Below are 17620 nucleotides of genomic sequence, written 5' to 3'. Positions count from 1 at the left end.
CCGCCTCATGGATTGCCTCCACTCGCACCTGGCGGAGGTGCGGGTGCGGGTCGAAGGGCGTCGTAGGCGTGCTGGCCCCGTCCTGCGACCAGCTGCATCGCCTGATCGATCGGGATGCGGGCGATGTTGTGGTCGCGATCGACCCAGGCATAAGTGGTGAGCCTCGCTCGCTGGGCGGCCTCGAACCGGGTCAGGTCGTCCTCCGGCGAGGTCTGGAGCTCGGGCGAGGGAAACCGGTTTTCTAGGCGGGGCGTGAATGCGCCCGGCGCCTCGCTATTCAGGAACAGCAGAATTCCCGCAATCGCGGCGCCCACGAAGAGCAAGAAGCTGCCGACGATGGCGAGAACGGCGCGGTTGTCTATGCCGGCCGTTTCTGGCAGCGCGCGGCTGCCCATCTCCTCATTCGGCATGGCGCACCTCTGCGGATGCGGTGCCCTGCCCAAAGAGGACCGAAGCCACGGTCAAGGTGAGGAGGGCGCCGAGAGCGGTGAGTGCAACATGAACTTGCGCGGAAAATGCCGGCACCAGGAGCCAAGCGAAGTGCATGACAGTGCCGAAGAACAGCAACAAGCCGACTATGCGCAAGCCTGCAGGGCTGCGGCGCACGTCCTCCAACAGCAACATCGCAAACGGAAGCACGGCTCCGGTGACGAATGCCACGAGGAGAATGTTGGTCCATACGTCCGTGCTGCGCCTCAGGAACCACTCGGCCTTGTGAGGTAGATCGCCGTACCAGGCCACCACATATGTCATGTATTCGAGGTAGACGACGCCCAGCAGCGTTGCGATCAAAAGGCTGCCGATATCGCTCAGCGCTTTGCCATCGACGTTCGACGTTGCAAGCACGGCGACAACGGCCAGCGCGGCGAGCAGCTGCTGTATTGCAATCATGGAGGCGAAGGCGGTGGAAACGTAATGCGGTTCGACGGAGAGGAACCAATCGACCGCAACCATGCTGATGGTAAGCCCGAAGAACGCAAGTCCGAGCGCGGCCAGTAGCCGTCCACCTAGTTTAAGACCGAAAGTCACTCCGAGCACGGACCATCCGATCAATGCGATCACGGCACGCAGGACAAACCACGGCTGGCCGAGGTACCAGCGCGCAATGTCGGGCCTGATCTGGCTGGCATCCGCGGCCCAGGGGTAGATGTCAGTCAGTCCGGCGAGAACGGGGACGAAGGCGATGGCGACGAGGGGCACCATAAGTGCGAGGGGTCGCAGCACCGGTCCGGCCGCAAAGCCCCAGCGGCCGCCGGTCAAGCGATGAATCAGCAGCAGCGTCATGCTGCCGATGGGGGCGCAGCTCCAGATCGCAAATCCCAAGAGCCAGCCCTGGAGCAGGCTCGGATAGGGGCCGAGTCTCCCGGCCGCGAGCACGAGGCCAGAAGCGAGCAAGATCACCACGAGGCCCGCTGCAATTCGCGGCGTCCAAATTGCTCTGAGGGCAGGGCGGCGGAGCACGGCGGTCACGGCAGCTTGCTCCTCAGCTCCGGGACGTCGACGACGTCGGCGTGTTGCGACTGCTGCAGCGCGCGGATATAGGCGGTGATCGCCCAGCGGTCGCGCGGCTCGACGCGCGCAGCGTAGGAATACATCACGCCGTAGCCATGAGTGATCACGTCGAAGAGGTGTTGAGCATCGGCCGAGCGGAGGCGCGCGGAATGGTAGGACGGGGGTGCGGGAAAGCCACGCTGCACGATCATGCCATCGCCGTGGCCGGACAACCCGTGACACGGGGAGCAATAGATATCGTAGCGCTCGCGGCCGCGGGCCAGCAGCGCCATGTCGACCGCGGGCGGCTTGGTGATCTGCTGCAAACGGTCGAGATCGCCCTGTGCAACGACCCCTTGCGGTAAGGTCTGGGCTTCGGTGCCATCCTTGAACAGCGCAGCCTTCGAGAACGTGCCGTAGCGATTCTGCTGAGACATGGAATGATCGCCACAGCCGGTGAGCGCCGATGATAGCAACAGCAGCCATGGCAGCGCGCGGGCGGTCATGGCGTGCGCAGCTCCGTGACCGCGACGGCGCCGGCGTCGCGGAGGACCGTCCTCAGCTCGTTCGGGTCGCCGTCAGAAGCGGCCAGCAGGAAGTAGCGATCCTGCGTTGCGCGTTCGAAGCCCGGAATCTCGAACATTGCATCGTGGAGACGAGGCAGGCGGCACGACCAAAAAAAGGTGATGGCGCCGGCGAGCGCGGCCGCGAGGACACCGACCTCAAACGGCACCAGCAGGAACACCTGCCAGGAGTTCAGTGGCCGGCCGCCGCTGTTGATGGGATAGTCGATCACCGCGCTGTACCATTGCAGTGCGAAAGCGAATGCTGCAGCTCCGAGGCCGCCGGCAAGCATCACACCGCGAATTGCGGATCGGCCCTGCCCAAGCTGTTCGGCGAGCCCTGCGATCGGATAAGGCGCGAATGCTTCGAGTGCGGCGTGTCCCGCGGTACGCACGCGCTCTAGCGCCGCCTTCAGCGCTTCACCGTCGAGGAATTCCGCCACAAGCTTAGCCGTCATGCCGCGGCCTCCTGATGGGCGAGCTCGCGCATGTCGAACATCGACACGCTCGGTATCAGCCTGATGAAGATCAGGAACAGAAAGGCGAAAAGGCCGAGCGGCGCGACAAGAAAGCTCCAGTCCCAGAACGTGAAGTGAAACGTCCGCCACAGGGACGGCATGTAACCGTGCGAAAGCGTGTTCCAGACGATGAGGATGCGCTCGAGCCACATTCCTATGTTGATCGCGACAGCAACAGGAATCAGAATGAAGAGCGACCGTCGCGCGAAGGGCCACCATAGCAACTGCGGGATCAGGCAGTTGCAGGCCAGCAAGGCCCAGTACAGCGGCGCGTAGGTTCCAGTGAACTCGAAGCGAACCACGTCACGGTCGGCATGCTCACCGCCGTACCAGCCCATGAACCACTCCGTCGCATAAGAATAGAACATGACGATCGAGGCCATCAGCAGGATGCGGGCCATCACCTCGAAGTGGCGGCGGTTGATAATCGCCTGAAGGCTGAGGCCCCAGCGGATCGCCGCCGCCAGCACCACGACCATCGCGAATCCGGAGTACATCGCGCCGACGACGAAGTAGGGTGGGAAGATGCTCTCCTGCCAACCGGGCATCAGACTCGCCGCGAAGTCGAGACCGACGATCGAGTGCACCGAGCAGACCAAAGGCACGCCGAGGGCAGCCATCGTGGTATGCAGTGTCTGCAACCGGGACCACTCGCGCGCCGAGCCGCGCCATCCCAGCGCAAATGCGCCGTAGAGCAGCTGGCCGGCACGGCGGGGCGTGCGGTCGCGCATAGTCGCGAGGTCGGGGATCAGGCTGACATACCAGAACAGAATGGAGAACAGCAGGTAGCTGACGATGGCCCAGAAGTCCCACACCAGGGCACTGCGCCATTGCGGCCAAAGCGCCATGGTGTTCGGATATGGCGCGAGCCAATAGGCGTAGATTGGTCGACCGAGGTGAACGATGGGCATCAGCCCGGCGATCGCAACCGCGAACAGCGTCATGGCTTCCGCGAAGCGATTGATCGAGGCGCGCCATCTTTGTCGGGTCAACAGCAGCATCGCCGAAATCAATGTGCCTGCATTGCCGATTCCGATCCACCAGACGTAGTTGGCGATCGCGACTCCCCAGACGATGGTGGAGTTGATGCCCCAGATGCCGATGCCCTGGTAGAACAGCCACGCGATTGCAACGAACAGCCAGAGCACGAACGGCAGGGTGATCAGGAGGGCCAGCCACCATGTTTTGCCGAACCCGGTGAAGAGCGGATCAGCCACCGCCTGGGTAACTGAGGCGTCGCCCGCCCGCGCGGCCGAGATCCAGCGGTGCGCCGGTGGATGCTGGGGAAGGAGAACTTCGCTCATGTCCGCCCCTCCGGGTTCAAAGGTGCGGGATTGCGCACATCGGCAAGATAAGTGGTGCGCGGCCGCGTGCCGAGGTGGCCGAGCAAGGCATAGTGGCGCGGGTCGGCCTTCTTGTGGTTGATCTCTGCGTCAGCCTGGTTCAGGTCTCCGAAGCTGATGGCGCGGGTCGGACACGCGTTCTGACAGGCTGTCTGCACCTCGTCTGGACCGAGCGGCCGGTTCTCGCGTTCCGCGGCGCGACGTGCGCCGCTGATGCGCTGGACACAGTAGGTGCATTTTTCCATGACGCCACGGGCGCGAACGGTCACCTCCGGGTTCTTCTGGCCGCGATAGGATTCCGCGCCGAGATTGCCGTATTCCTCGCCATCGGCATAACCGAAGAAGTTGAAGCGACGAACCTTGTAAGGGCAGTTCGCCTCGCAGAAGCGGGTGCCGATGCAGCGATTATAGACCTGCGCGTTGAGGCCCTCACTGTCGTGAACGGATGCGGCAACAGGACAGACGGGCTCGCACGGGGCGTGCTCGCAATGCATGCAGGGCACCGGCTGAAAGCCGATCTGCGGACTGTCCGCCGAGCCAAGATCATAGCCATCGACGCGCATCCAGTGCATGTCGCGCCCCATCGCGACCTGCTCGGGACCGACCACAGGGACGTTGTTCTCCGCCTGGCAGGAGACCACGCAGGCATTGCAGCCGATGCAGACCGAAGTATCGATCACCATCGCCCAGGCATGCTCGTCGCCGGGCTTCACGCTCGGCGGCATCAGGCTGGGTGGATCCGGGTCGACTGGCCCTGGCAGCGGCTGGCCGAGCTGAGACAGCGGATAGAGTTCGCGCACATCTTCCGGCGTCCGGACGATGTTCTGCGTCGTAAGGACCGGCTCACGGCGCCCCGTCGGCTGGATCGAGACCTGCGGAAGGTGCCATCGGTTCCCGGCTGTCCGGAGTGTATAGGCGTTGGCACCGACGCCATTGCCGATCGCGCCGGCATTCTGCCGCCCCCCGCCGAGTGTGAGCGCGCCGACGCCCATGGCCATCCCAGGTTCAGTCATCACGGGCACCTCGATCGTTCGGCCGTTCGCGGCGACCGTGACGACGTCGCCGGACGTGACACCGAGGCGGGTTGCCTCATCCGGATGCAGCGCGAGCGCATTGCCCCAGACCTGCTTGCTCAGCGGTTTCGGACATTCCTGGAGCCAGGCGTTGTTGGCGTATGAGCCATCCCAGAGGCAAGGATCAGGGCGCAGAACCAGGCTGATCTCGTCATCGCGCTTGTCGTGAGGCTCGGGATCCGCGAGTGGCGGCAGGAGCGGAGCAGCGAGGGAAAAAGCAGTGGCGCCGTTTCCTGCAATGATCCCGTCGTGCAGCACGCGCCGCCACCATGCCTCGAAATCCGCGGCGGCCGCGGTCGGCCAGGTCTGCCGCACCAATTCGTAAGCGCCCGCGTCTTCTGCGCCGCTCAGCCAGGCGAGAAGCTCGTGCTCGCTGAAGCTCTCGTAGAGCGGCTTGATCAGAGGCTGGATGATGCTGGCCGTCCCGTCACCAGCCCGCAGATCCGACCACGTTTCCAGCCGATGGCTTTGCGGGACATGCCAGTTGGCGATTGCCGCGGTTTCGTCCGCGTACTCGCCCATATGAAGGCGAAAGGCTGCTTTCTGCGCCCGGGCCCCGAAGTGCAGATCGGATGGTGCGTCATAAGCGGGATTGACGCCGATCATGACGAGCTGACGCACGCGGCCGGAGTCCAGATCGCCAGCGAGCTGTTCAAGCGTTCCCGCCTGCTTGCCGGATGGCGTGCGATCAATGGGATCGATGAGCCGAACGGGCGCATCGAGCTGGGCATTGATCCAATGCACCAATGCGTGGACTTCCCTGGACATTGCCGGGCCCGCGATGACGAGCGCCTCGCCCTTGTGGGAGTTCAAGTCGGCTGTGATCTTCCGAAGCAGCAGACGTTCGCGGTCGGCAAGTTCGGTGGCGCTTGCATTCGCGCCGAGCTCCCGCGCGAGGCTCGCCGCGAATCGTTCGATCGCCTCGGGACGAAGCGCCAGACGTTCGTCCGCCTTTGCTCCGGTGAGCGTGAGTGCGCTCTCAAGACAATAGAGACGCGAGAAGGCATTCGGCTCGCCGCGGCTAATTGCGTAGCCGCGGCCAATCCGTATCTGATCGGGGCCATGCCCGAGCGGATCGGCATCGAGCGCGACGATCACCCGGGCCTTTGCGAAATCGGCAATGCTGCGCACAGGCTGGCCATAAGCGAGCTGCCCACCTTCATGCCCGTTATCGTCGTCCGTTGGATCGTACGCGTGCCACGAAGCGGCCGGGAACGCCTGAAGCAGGCCATCGATCTGGCGCAGCAGAGTCGGGGAGGTGGTTCGCCCGGTCAACAAGCGCAGGCCTTTACCCTGGCTGCTGCGGGTCTCGGAGAGTTCGGTCACCAGCGCTCGGTTCAACGCTTCGCGGGGCGCAATCGCGCCATTGTGCAGGATCGTGCGCGAGCGGTCGGGATCATACAGCGAAAGAACGGCTGCTTCAGCGAAAACGTCCGTGGCACCCAGGCTGCCCGGATGACGCGGGTTGCCTTCCACTTTGATCGGCCTGCCGTCAATAGAAGTCACGATCACGCCGCGACCGATCCCCGCCAACGGAAGTGTCGTTGCGAATTTCAGCGGTTCCCCGGGAACGATGCGCTCTGGCATCCTGACATAGGGCAGGATCTGCTCGTCGGGTTTGCTGCAAGCCGCGAGCCCACCCGCCATGCCGGTCGCCAGCAAGCTGAGCGCCTGACGGCGATTGAGCTTGCTGCGCCCGGCAGGATTTGGCCGCGTCGGCAATTCCTTCAGCGGTGGCATATCGTGCAGTCCGTCAAATGCCTCGTGTTGATGTGATAGCGTGCGGCAAGCTTGGGCCCGACCTCGGCCTGGTTCTTCGGGGTCTGCCAGGTTGGATCGAAAACCGCTTCGCGTGGACGCAGGTAACGTTCAGGAGCGCGGTGACAATCGAGACACCATTGCATCGTCAGCGGCGCGGCTTGGCGCATCAGCCGCATCCCGCCCACGTCGCCGTGACAGGTGGTGCATCCAACCCCTTTTGCGACATGGACCGAATGATCAAAATAGACGTAGCCGGGGAGGCGGTGCACGCGCTCCCAGGCCATTGGCTGGTTCTTGCCAAGACTCTCGCGCACCGGCGCGAGCATCTGCGCGTTGGTCCATATCTGCGAATGGCAGGTCATGCAGGTCTCGGTCGGCGGGATGCCGGCAAAGCGCGCGTTCTCCACCGAGGTGTGGCAATACCGGCAGTCCAGGCCGAGACCGGAAACGTGATGCTCGTGACTGAACGGCACCGGCTGGTTCCGCGTGACGTTTTGGTTGGTGATGTAAGGGGATCGCATCACCTCATAGGACAGTCCCACCGCAAGCACCGGCATCGCTCCAATCGCTGCGATCACCACCGTCGCAATCGTGTTCGCGCCGGGACGAAAAAGCTGCATTCATCGACCCCCTGCCGCACGCCTTGCTCACGCGCGGATTCGGACCGGTACCGACTTTGCGGCCGGCGTCTTCGAATGGATGTCGTGGTGCGACAGCGGGATCAGGGGATTCATTTCCGGATAGTAGGCTCCAAGGCATCCGTCCGGCAGCTTGAACGGCGTCACTTTAAGCGGCCCAACCTCACGCTCGATGCCGTCTTCTGCGTCGCTGACGAGATAGACCATCTGCCCATCCTGGAGTCCGGCACGTGCAATCTCTTCGGGGTTCATCAGCAGCACATCCCGTGTGCCCTCGATCCCCCGCAGGCGATCGCTGTACCCGTAGATCGTGGTATTGAACTGGTCATTGCTGCGCATCGTGAGCAGCCGGAATCGGCCGGGGGCGTCCGCGAAGCCGGTGGAGCTGAGAGTCTCCGGAGCAGTAAATTCCGCCTTGCCGGTTTCCGTCTTCCAGATCCGCTCGCGCGCGGAGTTGCCGCGATAAAACCCGCCGGGCGTGAACATCCGTTCATTGAAAGCGTGGAATTGGTCCGGGTAGGTCTCCGCGATCTCGTTGCGAATGAGATCGTAGTTGCCGACCCATTCGTCCCATTTCAGCTTCGGGTTCGTGGGCAAGGTCGCCGTGGCGAGACCTGCGACGATGGCCACTTCCGATTTCAGGTGCTCGCTCGCAGGCTTGCGCAACCCGATCGAGCCCTGGATGCAGCTGAAAGTATCCTCCATGCTGACGGCTTGCTGCCCGCTTGCCTGGACGTCTTCTTCGGTGCGGCCGAGGCACGGCAAAAGATAGGCGGCCTTGCCCTGCACGAGGTGGCTGCGGTTGAGCTTGGTGGCAATCTGGACCGTCAGCTCCAGTCCGCGCCAAGCTTGTTCCATCTTCGATCGCTCGGGAATGGCACGGACGAAATTACCGCCGAGCCCGATGAACGCCTTGACCTTGCCGGCGAGGACGCCTTCGCAGGTCTCAACGGTGTTCATGCCCTTGTCGCGTGGCGGCTCGAATCCGAATTGCTTGGCGTATTTGTCGAGAGGGACCAATTCAGGCTTCTCGGAGATGCCGACGGTACGCTGGCCCTGGACGTTCGAGTGTCCACGCACGGGCGAGATGCCGGTGCCATCTCGTCCGATGTTGCCCTTCAGGAGCAGCATGTTCACCAGCATCGCCACGTTCTCGAAACCGTGCACGTGCTGGGTCAGGCCCATGCCGTAGATCCCGATCACGCGATCAGCCTCGACATAGACCTGAGCTGCGCCTTCGATGGCCGACCGGCTAAGACCGGATGCGGTCTCGATCTCGCTCCAGTCCGTTGCCCGGACCTTGGCCTCGAACGCTTCGAAGCCGTGGGTGTGCTGTTCGATGAAGGGGGCGTCGAGAACTCTCTTGCCCTGCTGTTTGGCTGCGTCGTCCGCGGCGAAGACGTGCTTGCAAATTCCCATGATGACGGCAATGTCGCCGCCGGCCTTCACCTGGTGATACTGACTGCTGATCTGAGTCGCCTTGCCGGTCAGCATCTCCGTCGGATTCTGTGGATTGACGAAAGTTTCGAGGCCTTTCTCGCGGACCGGATTGAAGGTGATGATCTGGACGCCGCGCCTGGCTGCGTCCTGCAACGGATGCAAAAACCGCGGACTGTTCGACCCGGTATTCTGACCAAAGAAGAACATCGCGTCACAGTTGCTGAGATCGTCGAAGACCACAGTGCCTACGCCCGCGCCGATCAGCTTCTTGAGCGCGACGGACGTCGTCTCGTGACACATGTTGGAACTGTCAGGCAGATTGTTGTTGCCGTAGACCCGCGCGAACAGCGCGTACAGGTACGATGTCTCGAGGCTCGCCCGCCCGGACGAATAGAAAATTACGGATTTCGGATCGAGTGCCTTCAGCTGCGCGCCGATGGCTTGAAATGCTTCGTCCCAGCTGCATGGCACATAACAGTCAGTAGCACCGTCATAGCGCAGTGGTTCGGTCAGGCGGCCCTGTTGTTCGAGATCGTAGTCGGTCCATGAGCGCAGCTCAGTCAGTGTATGCTTGGCGAAGAAATCGGGCTTGCACCGACGCGTGGTGAGCTCCCAAAGAGTAGCCTTGGCGCCATTCTCGCAGAACTCGAAGGCGTGATAGTCGGCCGGCTTGGCCCACGAGCAGGAAACGCACATAAAGCCTTTAGGCTTGTTTTGGCGACGGAGCGTATTCAACGCTCCCGGCGAGTCCCACTCCTTGCCGAAGATTCGGGCTATTCCCTTGAGCGACCCCCATCCGCCAGCTGGACCGTCGTATTCCACCGTCTTCTCGGTGTTCTCGTCACCAGTTTCGCGTGCTCGCGTCATGATCTTGCTTCTCTTCGGGAACCGGCTGGCCTGTGCCTCGGCAACGTATGTTGGTGAGGCGGGTTCCTCGGTCCGCGTTTTTGACATCAGAGGAAGCACAGCTGCGCTCGAGCGAAATTTGCAGTGTGCTCAACACCATGGACGGAACTGAGCCTCTGTCTCCCCGGGCCGACGATAGTTTGCGCGCTGCCGTACAAAGAAATCTCGAGCTGGAACCGGGCTCGCCGGAAGAGGTTGCCAGACGCAGATCGGGAGCGGGACGTGGATGATCGCTGCACACTGGACAAGCCGGAGCTGGTTTGGCGAGGCAGCCGACCAATCCGGTCCTGGCGCAGGGTGGCAGAGGAGCGGCCGATCGCGCTCACTTACAACGGCTCGACTTATGCGGTGATGATGGCCTCGCCCGCCGACCTCCTGGATTTCGGTATCGGCTTCAGCTTAAACGAGGGCATTGTCGAACGTTGCAACGACATCATCAGCGTTGACGTCGTCGAGCTCGAGCTCGGTTGCGAGTTGCGGATCTGGCTTGACGACTCCCATTGTGATCGCCTTGCCACCAGGCGAAGAGCGATGGTCGGGCCGGTCGGCTGCGGCCTGTGCGGAATTGAAAGCCTGGAGCAAGCTTGCCCGCCGCCGCCGCGCATCGTCAGCCGGGGTGGATTTCGCCCCTTCGACATCCTGTCAGCGATGCGCGCCCTGCGCCCGCTCCAGCATCACAACCAGGCGACAGGGGCCATGCACGCTGCGGCGTTTTGGGACGGCAATGCTATTCGATCGATAAAGGAAGATGTCGGCCGCCATAACGCCTTGGACAAACTCGCGGGAGCGGTCGCCAGGGCCGGCCTGGAGACGTCACCGGGAGCTGTACTCATCACCAGTCGAGTCTCCGTCGAACTGGTGCAAAAGACAGCAAGAATGGGCGCGCCGCTCCTCGTCGCCGTATCGGCGCCGACTTCGCTGGCGATCGAGACCGCTGAGAGGGCCGGCGTCACGCTCGTCGCGATCGCGCGTGACGATGGCTACGAGATATTCAGCCACGCCAGCCGACTGGGGTTCGGAGAGGGAGACTTGGTTTCAAAAGCCGTGCCCGTCCGCGCCTGAATTACTTTCCTGCCGAATTCATCGGAGAGCCTTGGGGAATCCTAGTCCGGGGGTTTGTTCGCTCTCGTACCGACTTCGGGTGACCGAAAGGGCTCCAGTCGGAACGTCTGGGGCTGGCCAGCGCTGTAGCTGTGTTCATCAAAACTAAAGGAGACAGCAATGAAGAACACGCTTTTGGCGGCCGTCTTGCTTACCGCGGCGGCTTCCAGTCCTGCATTCGCGCAAGGTGGCACTAATTCGGCGACATCCTCTCAATCTGCCCCCAACTCGGGCCAGAACACGGTGGTGCAGAAAATCCAGGATGATCTGAAGAAGGCAGGTTTCACCGACATCAAGATCGTTGCCGAATCCTTCGTCGTCCAGGCCAAGACGAAGGACGGCAATCCGATGGTGATGACGATCGGTCCACATGGCATGTCCGTGTTCGAAGCCATGAACACGGCCACGACCGGCTCCACAACCAACTCTCAGGGCACGACCGGGGCCAGCTCTTCGAACAACAACGCGGCGCCGAAGTAGTCCTCCATCTTAGACGAACATCGCTCCTGGTCCATAGCGGGCCGGCGTTTTTCGCTTGCTGGCGCGGGATGGTGAGCCAATAAAGGCTCGGAGACGTACGCGAGCGTACAGAGATCCGCGAGAACCGGCCAATAGCAGAAGCGTTTGAGCTACGTCGGCTGCGCGAAAGCGAGTAATCCAATGAACGTCAGCGAATTTGTTTGGCACCGGCTCTCCGAGTGGGGCTTGAGCAGGGTGTTTGGCTATCCTGGGGACGGGGTCGGAGGATTGGACGTCGCTCTGGAAGGCGCGAAAGACAAGATGGAATACGTGCAGGTCCGGCATGAGGAGATGGCCGCCTTCATGGCTTCCGCCCATGCCAAGTTTACAGGGCAGGTCGGGCTTTGTTACGCGACCTCGGGGCCCGGCGCGATCCATCTCCTCAATGGTCTGTACGACGCCAAGATGGATCATGTACCTGTGGTCGCTCTCGTCGGCCAGCAGGCGAGGAGCGCGATCGGGGCGAGCTACCAGCAGGAAGTCGATCTGCAGGTCCTGTTTCAGGACGTGGCAGAATACGTCGGACAGGCAAGCGTACCCGAGCAGGTGCGCCACCTGATTGATCGCGCCGTGCGCATTGCCCACAACAAGCGCGCCGTCACTTGCGTGATCCTTCCTAAGGACGTGCAGGAACTGGACTACCGGGATCCGCCGCTGGCGCATGGGGCAACACATACCGGGACCGGTTACGCCGATCCCGCGAAACGTCCCGATGAAGCTTCGCTACGCGCGGCGGCCGAGGTGCTGAACAAGGGCAGCAAAGTCGCGATGCTGGTCGGAGCGGGTGCTCTGACCGCGACCGACCACGTGATCGCAGTCGCAGAGCGCCTTCAGGCCGGAGTCGCCAAGGCCCTGCTCGGCAAAGCCGCGCTTCCTGACGAGCTGCCCTTTGTCACGGGTTCGATCGGCTTGCTTGGTACCAAGCCGAGCTGGGACCTCATGAAGAACTGCGACACCTTTCTGATGGTGGGGTCGTCGTTCCCGTACAGCGAGTTCCTGCCGAAACCAGGCTCGGCGCGGGGCGTTCAGATCGACATCGACGGCGCACGTTTGAGTCTTCGCTATCCCATGGAGGTCAATATCGTCGGGGACAGCTCGGCGACCTTGCAGGCGCTGCTGCCCCTTCTGCAGCAGAAGCAGGATTCAGCATGGCGGCAAGAGATCGAAGAGGGGGTGCGGGAATGGTGGCAGACCCTCGAACGGCGGGCAATGGATTCAGCAGAGCCTCTCAATCCACAGCGCGTATTTTGGGAGCTGTCGCCGCGTTTGCCGGAGAATGCGATCATCACCGCGGATTCCGGCTCTGTCGCCAACTGGTACGCGCGCGATCTGAAGATGCGGCGCGGTATGAAAGCCTCGCTGTCCGGTGGTCTGGCTTCATTGGGCGCGGGAACACCTTACGCTGTTGCGGCAAAGATGGCTTACCCTGACCGCACCGTGGTCGCGTGCATGGGCGATGGCGCCATGCAGATGAACGGCCTCAACGTGTTGATCACGATCTCAAAATACTGGAAGAACTGGTCGAACCCTCGGCTGATCGTACTGGTTCTCAACAACCGCGATCTCAATCAGGTCACATGGGAGGAGCGGATTCAGCTCGGCTCGGGCAAGACGCTATCAACGCAGAGCATTCCGGATTTCCCCTACCACCGATATGCGGAGCTTATTGGCCTGAAGGGCATCTTTGTCGATAATCCGGACCGCGTGGGTGCTGCTTGGGATGAGGCGCTGTCCGCGGATTGTCCTGTGGTCCTCGAAGCATATACCGACCCGAACGTGCCGCCGCTTCCTCCGCACATCACCCTGAAGGATGCCAAGAACTTCGTCAGCATGATTCCTTCCGAGCCCGAGCTTGGAAGCGTCCTGAAGAACAGCGCCAAGGAGCTGCTGACGAGCGTGATGCCGGGGAAGGGATGATGCCAGAGGTGCCGATCGAAACGTTGCAGGCGCGGGCGTTCGAGGTCCCGACCGATCGGCTTGAGGCGGACGGCACGATCAGCTGGAGCTCCACCACTCTCGTGCTTGTGGAAGCCGTCGGCGGCGGCAAATCCGGGATCGGCTACACTTACACCGATCGAAGTGCGGTCGGGCTGGTCGCGGGCAAGCTCGCTGGCACGGTCCAGGGCAAGGATGCCTTTGCACCCCAGGCGGCGTGGCTGGCCATGCAGCGGTCGGTGCGTAATCTGGGCCGCGAAGGTCTTGCGGCAACAGCTATTTCGGCCGTCGATGCGGCGCTCTACGATCTGAAGGCGCGCCTTATGCAAGTGCCGCTGGTTCAATTGCTGGGAAGCTCCCGCCCGGCCGTCCCGATCTATGGGAGCGGCGGGTTCACCTCCTATTCCGATGACGGGCTCACTCGCCAGCTGTCCGGCTGGGTCGCGGAGCAAGGCTGTAGATATGTCAAAATGAAAGTTGGCTCGGAGCCGGAGCTCGATCCTCACCGCGTCGACGTCGCGAGGCGCGCGATCGGCGAGCGGGCGGAGCTTTTCGTTGATGCAAACGGTGCCTACGGCGTGAAGCAAGCGCTGCAGCTTGCCGGCGTTTTCACAAGGCAGGGCGTGACATGGTTCGAGGAGCCGGTATCGTCGGATGATCTGCGAGGGCTCAGGGCCATCCGCGAGCGCGCGCCCGCAGGTATGGACGTGGCTGCCGGAGAATATGCTTATACGACCGACTATGTGCGGAGGATGCTGGAAGCGTCCGCGGTCGACGTGCAGCAGGCGGACCTCACACGTTGCGGCGGCGTCACCGGGTTTCTGCAGGCCGCCGCGATTTGCGACGCGTACCACGTCGACCTCTCTGGCCACTGCGCGCCTGCATTGCATTTGCATGCAGCTTGCGCGGTGCCCCGGCTCCGCCACCTCGAATGGTTTCACGACCATGTTCGCATCGAGCACCTGTTGTTCGATGGTGCTCCGCTGGCGCGCAATGGCGCGATCGAGCCCGACCTGACCCGGCCGGGCAATGGTTTGATCTTCAAGGAAGCGGATGCTGCACGTTATGCGGTCTGAGCACGCGAGAATACAAAGAGCCCACGGCCTCACCCCGAACAGAGTGGCGGAGGAGAGGAGCACGCTGACACAGGGGGGGTCATTGCCTGGGGGCCGTTCGCTGTCACGTCCTGACCGCCGCGAGTCCGACAACGTGTTGGCGGCGCGACGGCTCAATCGGGCAGCGGGCACGCTCGCCGCATCGGTCCTTGCCGACAGTGCCGTGGAGCACTACCGCGGCTCTTTCAAGAACAAAGCCATGCTGACGCCGATCGTCGTCGCGGGCCTGACTTTGGCAATGAGCCTGCATGGCACGGCCGACAAGCGCCCCGTCGCTCACAACGCGCGCGACACCTCCTACCTACTGGCAGCTGGAACAGGCCTGCTTGGCACGGGCTTTCACATCTACAACGTCACCAAGAAGGTGGGCGGGTTCAGCTGGCAAAACCTCTTCTATGGCGCCCCACTCGGGGCCCCCATGGCTATTCTGCTGTCAGGCCTGCTGGGCTTCTGCTCGGAGCGGCTGCGCGCCAATGGGCCGCGGCGCCGTCCTCGCGTGCTCAGCCTTCCGGCCGGCAAGACCGTTGCGACGGTTGCAGCGCTCGGCCTGCTGGGCACGAGCGGGGAGGCGGGTCTGCTGCACTTTCGCGGTGCCTTTCACAACCCGCTCATGGCCATTCCGGTCACCCTTCCTCCAATCGGCGCCGGGTTGCTCGGCGCCACCGCCGCCGGGAGCGGAAAGAGCGGGCACCGCGCCACCAGGTGGTGGATGCGGCTGCTCGTCGTAATGGGATTCGCTGGTGTCGGCTTGCACGCCTATGGGATCTCACGAAACATGGGTGGCTGGCGCAACTGGAGCCAGAACATTCTCAATGGTCCGCCGCTGCCCGCCCCACCAAGCTTCGCAGGACTTGCGCTGGCCGGGCTTGCCGCGCTCGAGCTCATGAAAGAGTCGTCCGATGGCTGACAGGACCTCTCAGCGCGGCCCAGGGAATGTTTACCCCGGCTATGACGTCCTTGCGAAGTGGAACAGTCCGTCCTGGAATGACAAGACGCGGGACGTCATCTCGCATCGGCTTGCGGTCGCGAACGAGCCGCGTTTTTTCACGGCGGAAGAATTCGAATCCGTCACGGCGATGGCGAACCGAATAGTTCCGCAGGCCCGCTGGCCTTCGCGTATTCCGGTTGCGGCACTCCTTGATAGAAAGCTGCAAGATGGCGTCCTCGACGGCTATCGCCCAGCCGGTATGCCGCGAGATGGTGAGGCGTGGCGAGTTGGGCTCAATGCCTTCAATGCGGAGGCGCGAAGTTTCTATGGTTTGCGGTTCGCCGAGATCGCCGGGCCTGATCAAGACGCGTTGCTGCAACGCTGCGAGGCCGGTGAATTGCACGCGCGCGAATGGGTCGGCATGCCGTCCGGCGCGTTCTTCAAGCACCGCCTGCTCCACGATCTGGTTCTGGCATATTACTCGCACCCGGCCGCCTGGAATGAGATCGGCTGGGGCGGACCGGCCAGTCCGCGCGGTTATGTGCGTCTCGATTTCGACGATCGCGACCCCTGGGAGGCCGCCGAAGCCAAGCCCGGAGATGAGGTTACCGCTTTGAGGATCAACCGCCATGTCCGATGATCCCCGGCACAGTCCCCGTGCCCGCAACGGTCGCGCGCCCGACGTTTTCCGGCCGGGCCGCTGGGTCAGCATGAGGGAATACGCCGACAACGAAGCGGTGGATTTCGTCATCGTCGGGACGGGCGCGGGTGGAGGAACGCTGGCCTGCAAGCTGGCCGAACACGGCTTCTCGGTCGTCGCACTCGACGCCGGCCCTTACTTCCGTCCTCTGGAGGACTTCGCCTCCGACGAATCCGAGCAAACCAAGCTCTATTGGACCGACGATCGCATCGTCGACGGGGACAACCCGCTGCGACTCGGGAGCAACAACAGCGGCAAGGCCGTTGGCGGCTCGACGGTGCATTTTGCCATGGTGTCGCTCCGCTTCCGCCCGGAATGGTTCAAAGCTCGAACCAAGCTCGGCTACGGTGCGGATTGGCCGATCGATTGGCGCGAGATGTGGGCTTACTACACGGAGGTCGAGCAGGCCCTCAAAATATCCGGACCGATCAACTATCCGTGGGGACCTCCGCGCCCGCGCTACCCCTACCGCGCCCATCCGCTCAATGCTGCAGCCCGCGCGCTGGCCCGCGGCTGCGAGGCGATGGGCATCGCGTGGACGGAAACGCCGCTCGCCACCCTTTCTGCTCCGCGCGGGCTGGCGCATCCCTGCGTCTATCGCGGCTTCTGTGTCGCGGGCTGTTCGACCAACGCGAAGCAGAGCGCGCTCGTGACCTGGATTCCCCGCGCCCTCTCGGCAGGTGCCGAAATCAGGGACCTGGCGATGGTCGGACGGATCGAGACCGACGACAACGGGCTCGCGATCGGGGTGCACTATCACCGTGAGGATAAGTGGCACTTCCAGAAGGCTCGCAATGTGGTGGTGGCCGGTTATGCGATCGAGACGCCCCGGCTGTTGCTGAATTCTGCAACCGATAAGTTTCCGGAGGGACTGGCCAACAGTTCCGGCCTCCTGGGCAAGAATCTGATGGCTCAGGCGAACCAGGCGGTTTGGGGCGTCATGGACGAGGAGGTTCGCTCATACAAGGGACCTCCATCTCTCGCGATCACCGAGCACTGGAATTATAAGGACGAAGGCAAGGACTTCTTCGGCGGCTACTCCTACATGAGTCAAGGCCCTCTGCCGCAACTCTGGGCCAACACGCAGGCCAGCGCGCATGGACTGTGGGGAGCCCGGCTGGTCGAAGAAATGAAGCGCTACAACCACGTGGTTGGCCTGAAGATCGTCGGTGAAATGCTGCCTCAGGAGAAAAATCGGGTCACGCTCGCCGACGAGGTAGACCAATACGGGATCAGAATTCCCCGCGTCACGTACTCCTGGGGCGACAACGACAAGCGCCTCATCGATCATTCGATCGGCTTCATGAGCCGGGCCCTGACCGCCGCCGGCGCCAAGGACATCTGGGTCCAGCACGACGATACCTGTCACCTTAACGGAACAGCGCGAATGGGCAGTCGCCCGGACAACAGCGTGGTCAACGCGGATTGCCGCAGCTGGGACATTCCCAACCTATGGATATGTGACGGCTCGGTATTCCCGACCGTTGGCGGCGCGAATCCGTCGCTCACGATTCAGGCGATCGCATGCCGCACGGCCGACCGGATCCGCTCGCTGGCGCGGCTGGGAGAGATCAGGTTTTAGCCACCAG

Annotated in this window: 15 protein-coding genes; 7 read left to right on the top strand and 8 right to left on the bottom strand. The window is 62.8% G+C overall.

Features of this window, described 5'->3' with window-relative positions; all coding sequences use genetic code 11:
* Positions 1-5: 5 nt before the first annotated feature.
* The 8 genes from IVB48_RS12500 to IVB48_RS12465 form a co-directional block, all read right to left on the bottom strand.
* Entirely contained in the window at positions 6-410 is a 405-nt protein-coding gene (locus IVB48_RS12500; protein ID WP_247327381.1) for a hypothetical protein, read from the bottom strand.
* The gene (locus IVB48_RS12495; RefSeq protein WP_247400202.1) at positions 400-1323 is read right to left on the bottom strand and encodes a hypothetical protein; all 924 of its coding nucleotides are present in this window, start codon (positions 1321-1323) and stop codon (positions 400-402) included. The genes IVB48_RS12500 and IVB48_RS12495 overlap by 11 nt, the downstream gene beginning before the upstream one ends.
* Before the next feature lie 143 nt (positions 1324-1466).
* On the bottom strand, positions 1467-1997 hold the full coding sequence (locus IVB48_RS12490; RefSeq protein ID WP_247400201.1) for a cytochrome c: 531 nt from the start codon (positions 1995-1997) through the stop codon (positions 1467-1469).
* On the bottom strand, positions 1994-2512 hold the full coding sequence (locus tag IVB48_RS12485) for a DUF3341 domain-containing protein (RefSeq protein WP_247400199.1): 519 nt from the start codon (positions 2510-2512) through the stop codon (positions 1994-1996). Before IVB48_RS12485 ends, IVB48_RS12490 begins: the two co-directional genes overlap by 4 nt.
* Positions 2509-3876 (bottom strand): NrfD/PsrC family molybdoenzyme membrane anchor subunit, encoded by a 1368-nt coding sequence (nrfD, locus tag IVB48_RS12480; protein WP_247400196.1) that lies wholly within the window; start codon positions 3874-3876, stop codon positions 2509-2511. Before nrfD ends, IVB48_RS12485 begins: the two co-directional genes overlap by 4 nt.
* Complete coding sequence (locus IVB48_RS12475) at positions 3873-6728, bottom strand: 4Fe-4S dicluster domain-containing protein (RefSeq protein ID WP_247400194.1); 2856 nt, start codon at positions 6726-6728, stop codon at positions 3873-3875. The genes nrfD and IVB48_RS12475 overlap by 4 nt, the downstream gene beginning before the upstream one ends.
* Positions 6716-7369, bottom strand: coding sequence for a cytochrome c3 family protein (locus tag IVB48_RS12470; protein WP_247400192.1), 654 nt, complete (start codon positions 7367-7369; stop codon positions 6716-6718). Before IVB48_RS12470 ends, IVB48_RS12475 begins: the two co-directional genes overlap by 13 nt.
* A 27-nt stretch (positions 7370-7396) precedes the next feature.
* Positions 7397-9694, bottom strand: coding sequence for an FdhF/YdeP family oxidoreductase (locus tag IVB48_RS12465; protein WP_247400190.1), 2298 nt, complete (start codon positions 9692-9694; stop codon positions 7397-7399).
* A 261-nt stretch (positions 9695-9955) separates the two neighbouring features.
* Here IVB48_RS12465 and fdhD point away from each other — a divergent pair, with 261 nt between their 5' ends.
* The 7 genes from fdhD (at position 9956) to IVB48_RS12430 (ending at position 17613) form a co-directional block, all read left to right on the top strand.
* On the top strand, positions 9956-10795 hold the full coding sequence (gene fdhD / locus IVB48_RS12460; protein WP_247400188.1) for a formate dehydrogenase accessory sulfurtransferase FdhD: 840 nt from the start codon (positions 9956-9958) through the stop codon (positions 10793-10795).
* Between the two features lie 159 nt (positions 10796-10954).
* Positions 10955-11314, top strand: a complete 360-nt coding sequence (locus tag IVB48_RS12455; protein WP_247400186.1) for a hypothetical protein — start codon at positions 10955-10957, stop codon at positions 11312-11314.
* 180 nt (positions 11315-11494) lie between these two features.
* Positions 11495-13270, top strand: a complete 1776-nt coding sequence (locus IVB48_RS12450; RefSeq protein WP_247400184.1) for a thiamine pyrophosphate-requiring protein — start codon at positions 11495-11497, stop codon at positions 13268-13270.
* Entirely contained in the window at positions 13267-14364 is a 1098-nt protein-coding gene (locus IVB48_RS12445) for an enolase C-terminal domain-like protein (RefSeq protein ID WP_247400182.1), read from the top strand. The genes IVB48_RS12450 and IVB48_RS12445 overlap by 4 nt, the downstream gene beginning before the upstream one ends.
* A 136-nt stretch (positions 14365-14500) precedes the next feature.
* A complete protein-coding gene (locus tag IVB48_RS12440; RefSeq protein ID WP_247400179.1) occupies positions 14501-15310 on the top strand; it encodes a hypothetical protein in 810 nt (269 codons plus the stop codon).
* Complete coding sequence (locus tag IVB48_RS12435) at positions 15303-15971, top strand: gluconate 2-dehydrogenase subunit 3 family protein (protein ID WP_247400177.1); 669 nt, start codon at positions 15303-15305, stop codon at positions 15969-15971. The genes IVB48_RS12440 and IVB48_RS12435 overlap by 8 nt, the downstream gene beginning before the upstream one ends.
* Positions 15961-17613 (top strand): GMC family oxidoreductase, encoded by a 1653-nt coding sequence (locus IVB48_RS12430; RefSeq protein ID WP_247400175.1) that lies wholly within the window; start codon positions 15961-15963, stop codon positions 17611-17613. Before IVB48_RS12435 ends, IVB48_RS12430 begins: the two co-directional genes overlap by 11 nt.
* Positions 17614-17620 lie beyond the last annotated feature (7 nt).

This window comes from Bradyrhizobium sp. 76 (genome assembly GCF_023073025.1).
Lineage (GTDB): Bacteria > Pseudomonadota > Alphaproteobacteria > Rhizobiales > Xanthobacteraceae > Bradyrhizobium.
The sequence above is the reverse complement of the archived record's forward strand: the minus strand, read 5'-3'. Positions and strand labels throughout refer to the sequence as shown.

What these genes read in the sequence shown, in the direction of transcription:
- IVB48_RS12485 (WP_247400199.1), bottom strand. Translation starts at nt 2,512, where the DNA reads ATGACGGCTAAGCTTGTGGCGGAATTCCTCGACGGTGAAGCGCTGAAG.
- IVB48_RS12435 (WP_247400177.1), top strand. Translation starts at nt 15,303, where the DNA reads ATGGCTGACAGGACCTCTCAGCGCGGCCCAGGGAATGTTTACCCCGGC.
- IVB48_RS12500 (WP_247327381.1), bottom strand. Translation starts at nt 410, where the DNA reads ATGCCGAATGAGGAGATGGGCAGCCGCGCGCTGCCAGAAACGGCCGGC.
- nrfD (WP_247400196.1), bottom strand. Translation starts at nt 3,876, where the DNA reads ATGAGCGAAGTTCTCCTTCCCCAGCATCCACCGGCGCACCGCTGGATC.
- IVB48_RS12450 (WP_247400184.1), top strand. Translation starts at nt 11,495, where the DNA reads ATGAACGTCAGCGAATTTGTTTGGCACCGGCTCTCCGAGTGGGGCTTG.
- IVB48_RS12445 (WP_247400182.1), top strand. Translation starts at nt 13,267, where the DNA reads ATGATGCCAGAGGTGCCGATCGAAACGTTGCAGGCGCGGGCGTTCGAG.
- IVB48_RS12465 (WP_247400190.1), bottom strand. Translation starts at nt 9,694, where the DNA reads ATGACGCGAGCACGCGAAACTGGTGACGAGAACACCGAGAAGACGGTG.
- IVB48_RS12475 (WP_247400194.1), bottom strand. Translation starts at nt 6,728, where the DNA reads ATGCCACCGCTGAAGGAATTGCCGACGCGGCCAAATCCTGCCGGGCGC.
- IVB48_RS12430 (WP_247400175.1), top strand. Translation starts at nt 15,961, where the DNA reads ATGTCCGATGATCCCCGGCACAGTCCCCGTGCCCGCAACGGTCGCGCG.
- IVB48_RS12490 (WP_247400201.1), bottom strand. Translation starts at nt 1,997, where the DNA reads ATGACCGCCCGCGCGCTGCCATGGCTGCTGTTGCTATCATCGGCGCTC.
- IVB48_RS12455 (WP_247400186.1), top strand. Translation starts at nt 10,955, where the DNA reads ATGAAGAACACGCTTTTGGCGGCCGTCTTGCTTACCGCGGCGGCTTCC.
- IVB48_RS12470 (WP_247400192.1), bottom strand. Translation starts at nt 7,369, where the DNA reads ATGCAGCTTTTTCGTCCCGGCGCGAACACGATTGCGACGGTGGTGATC.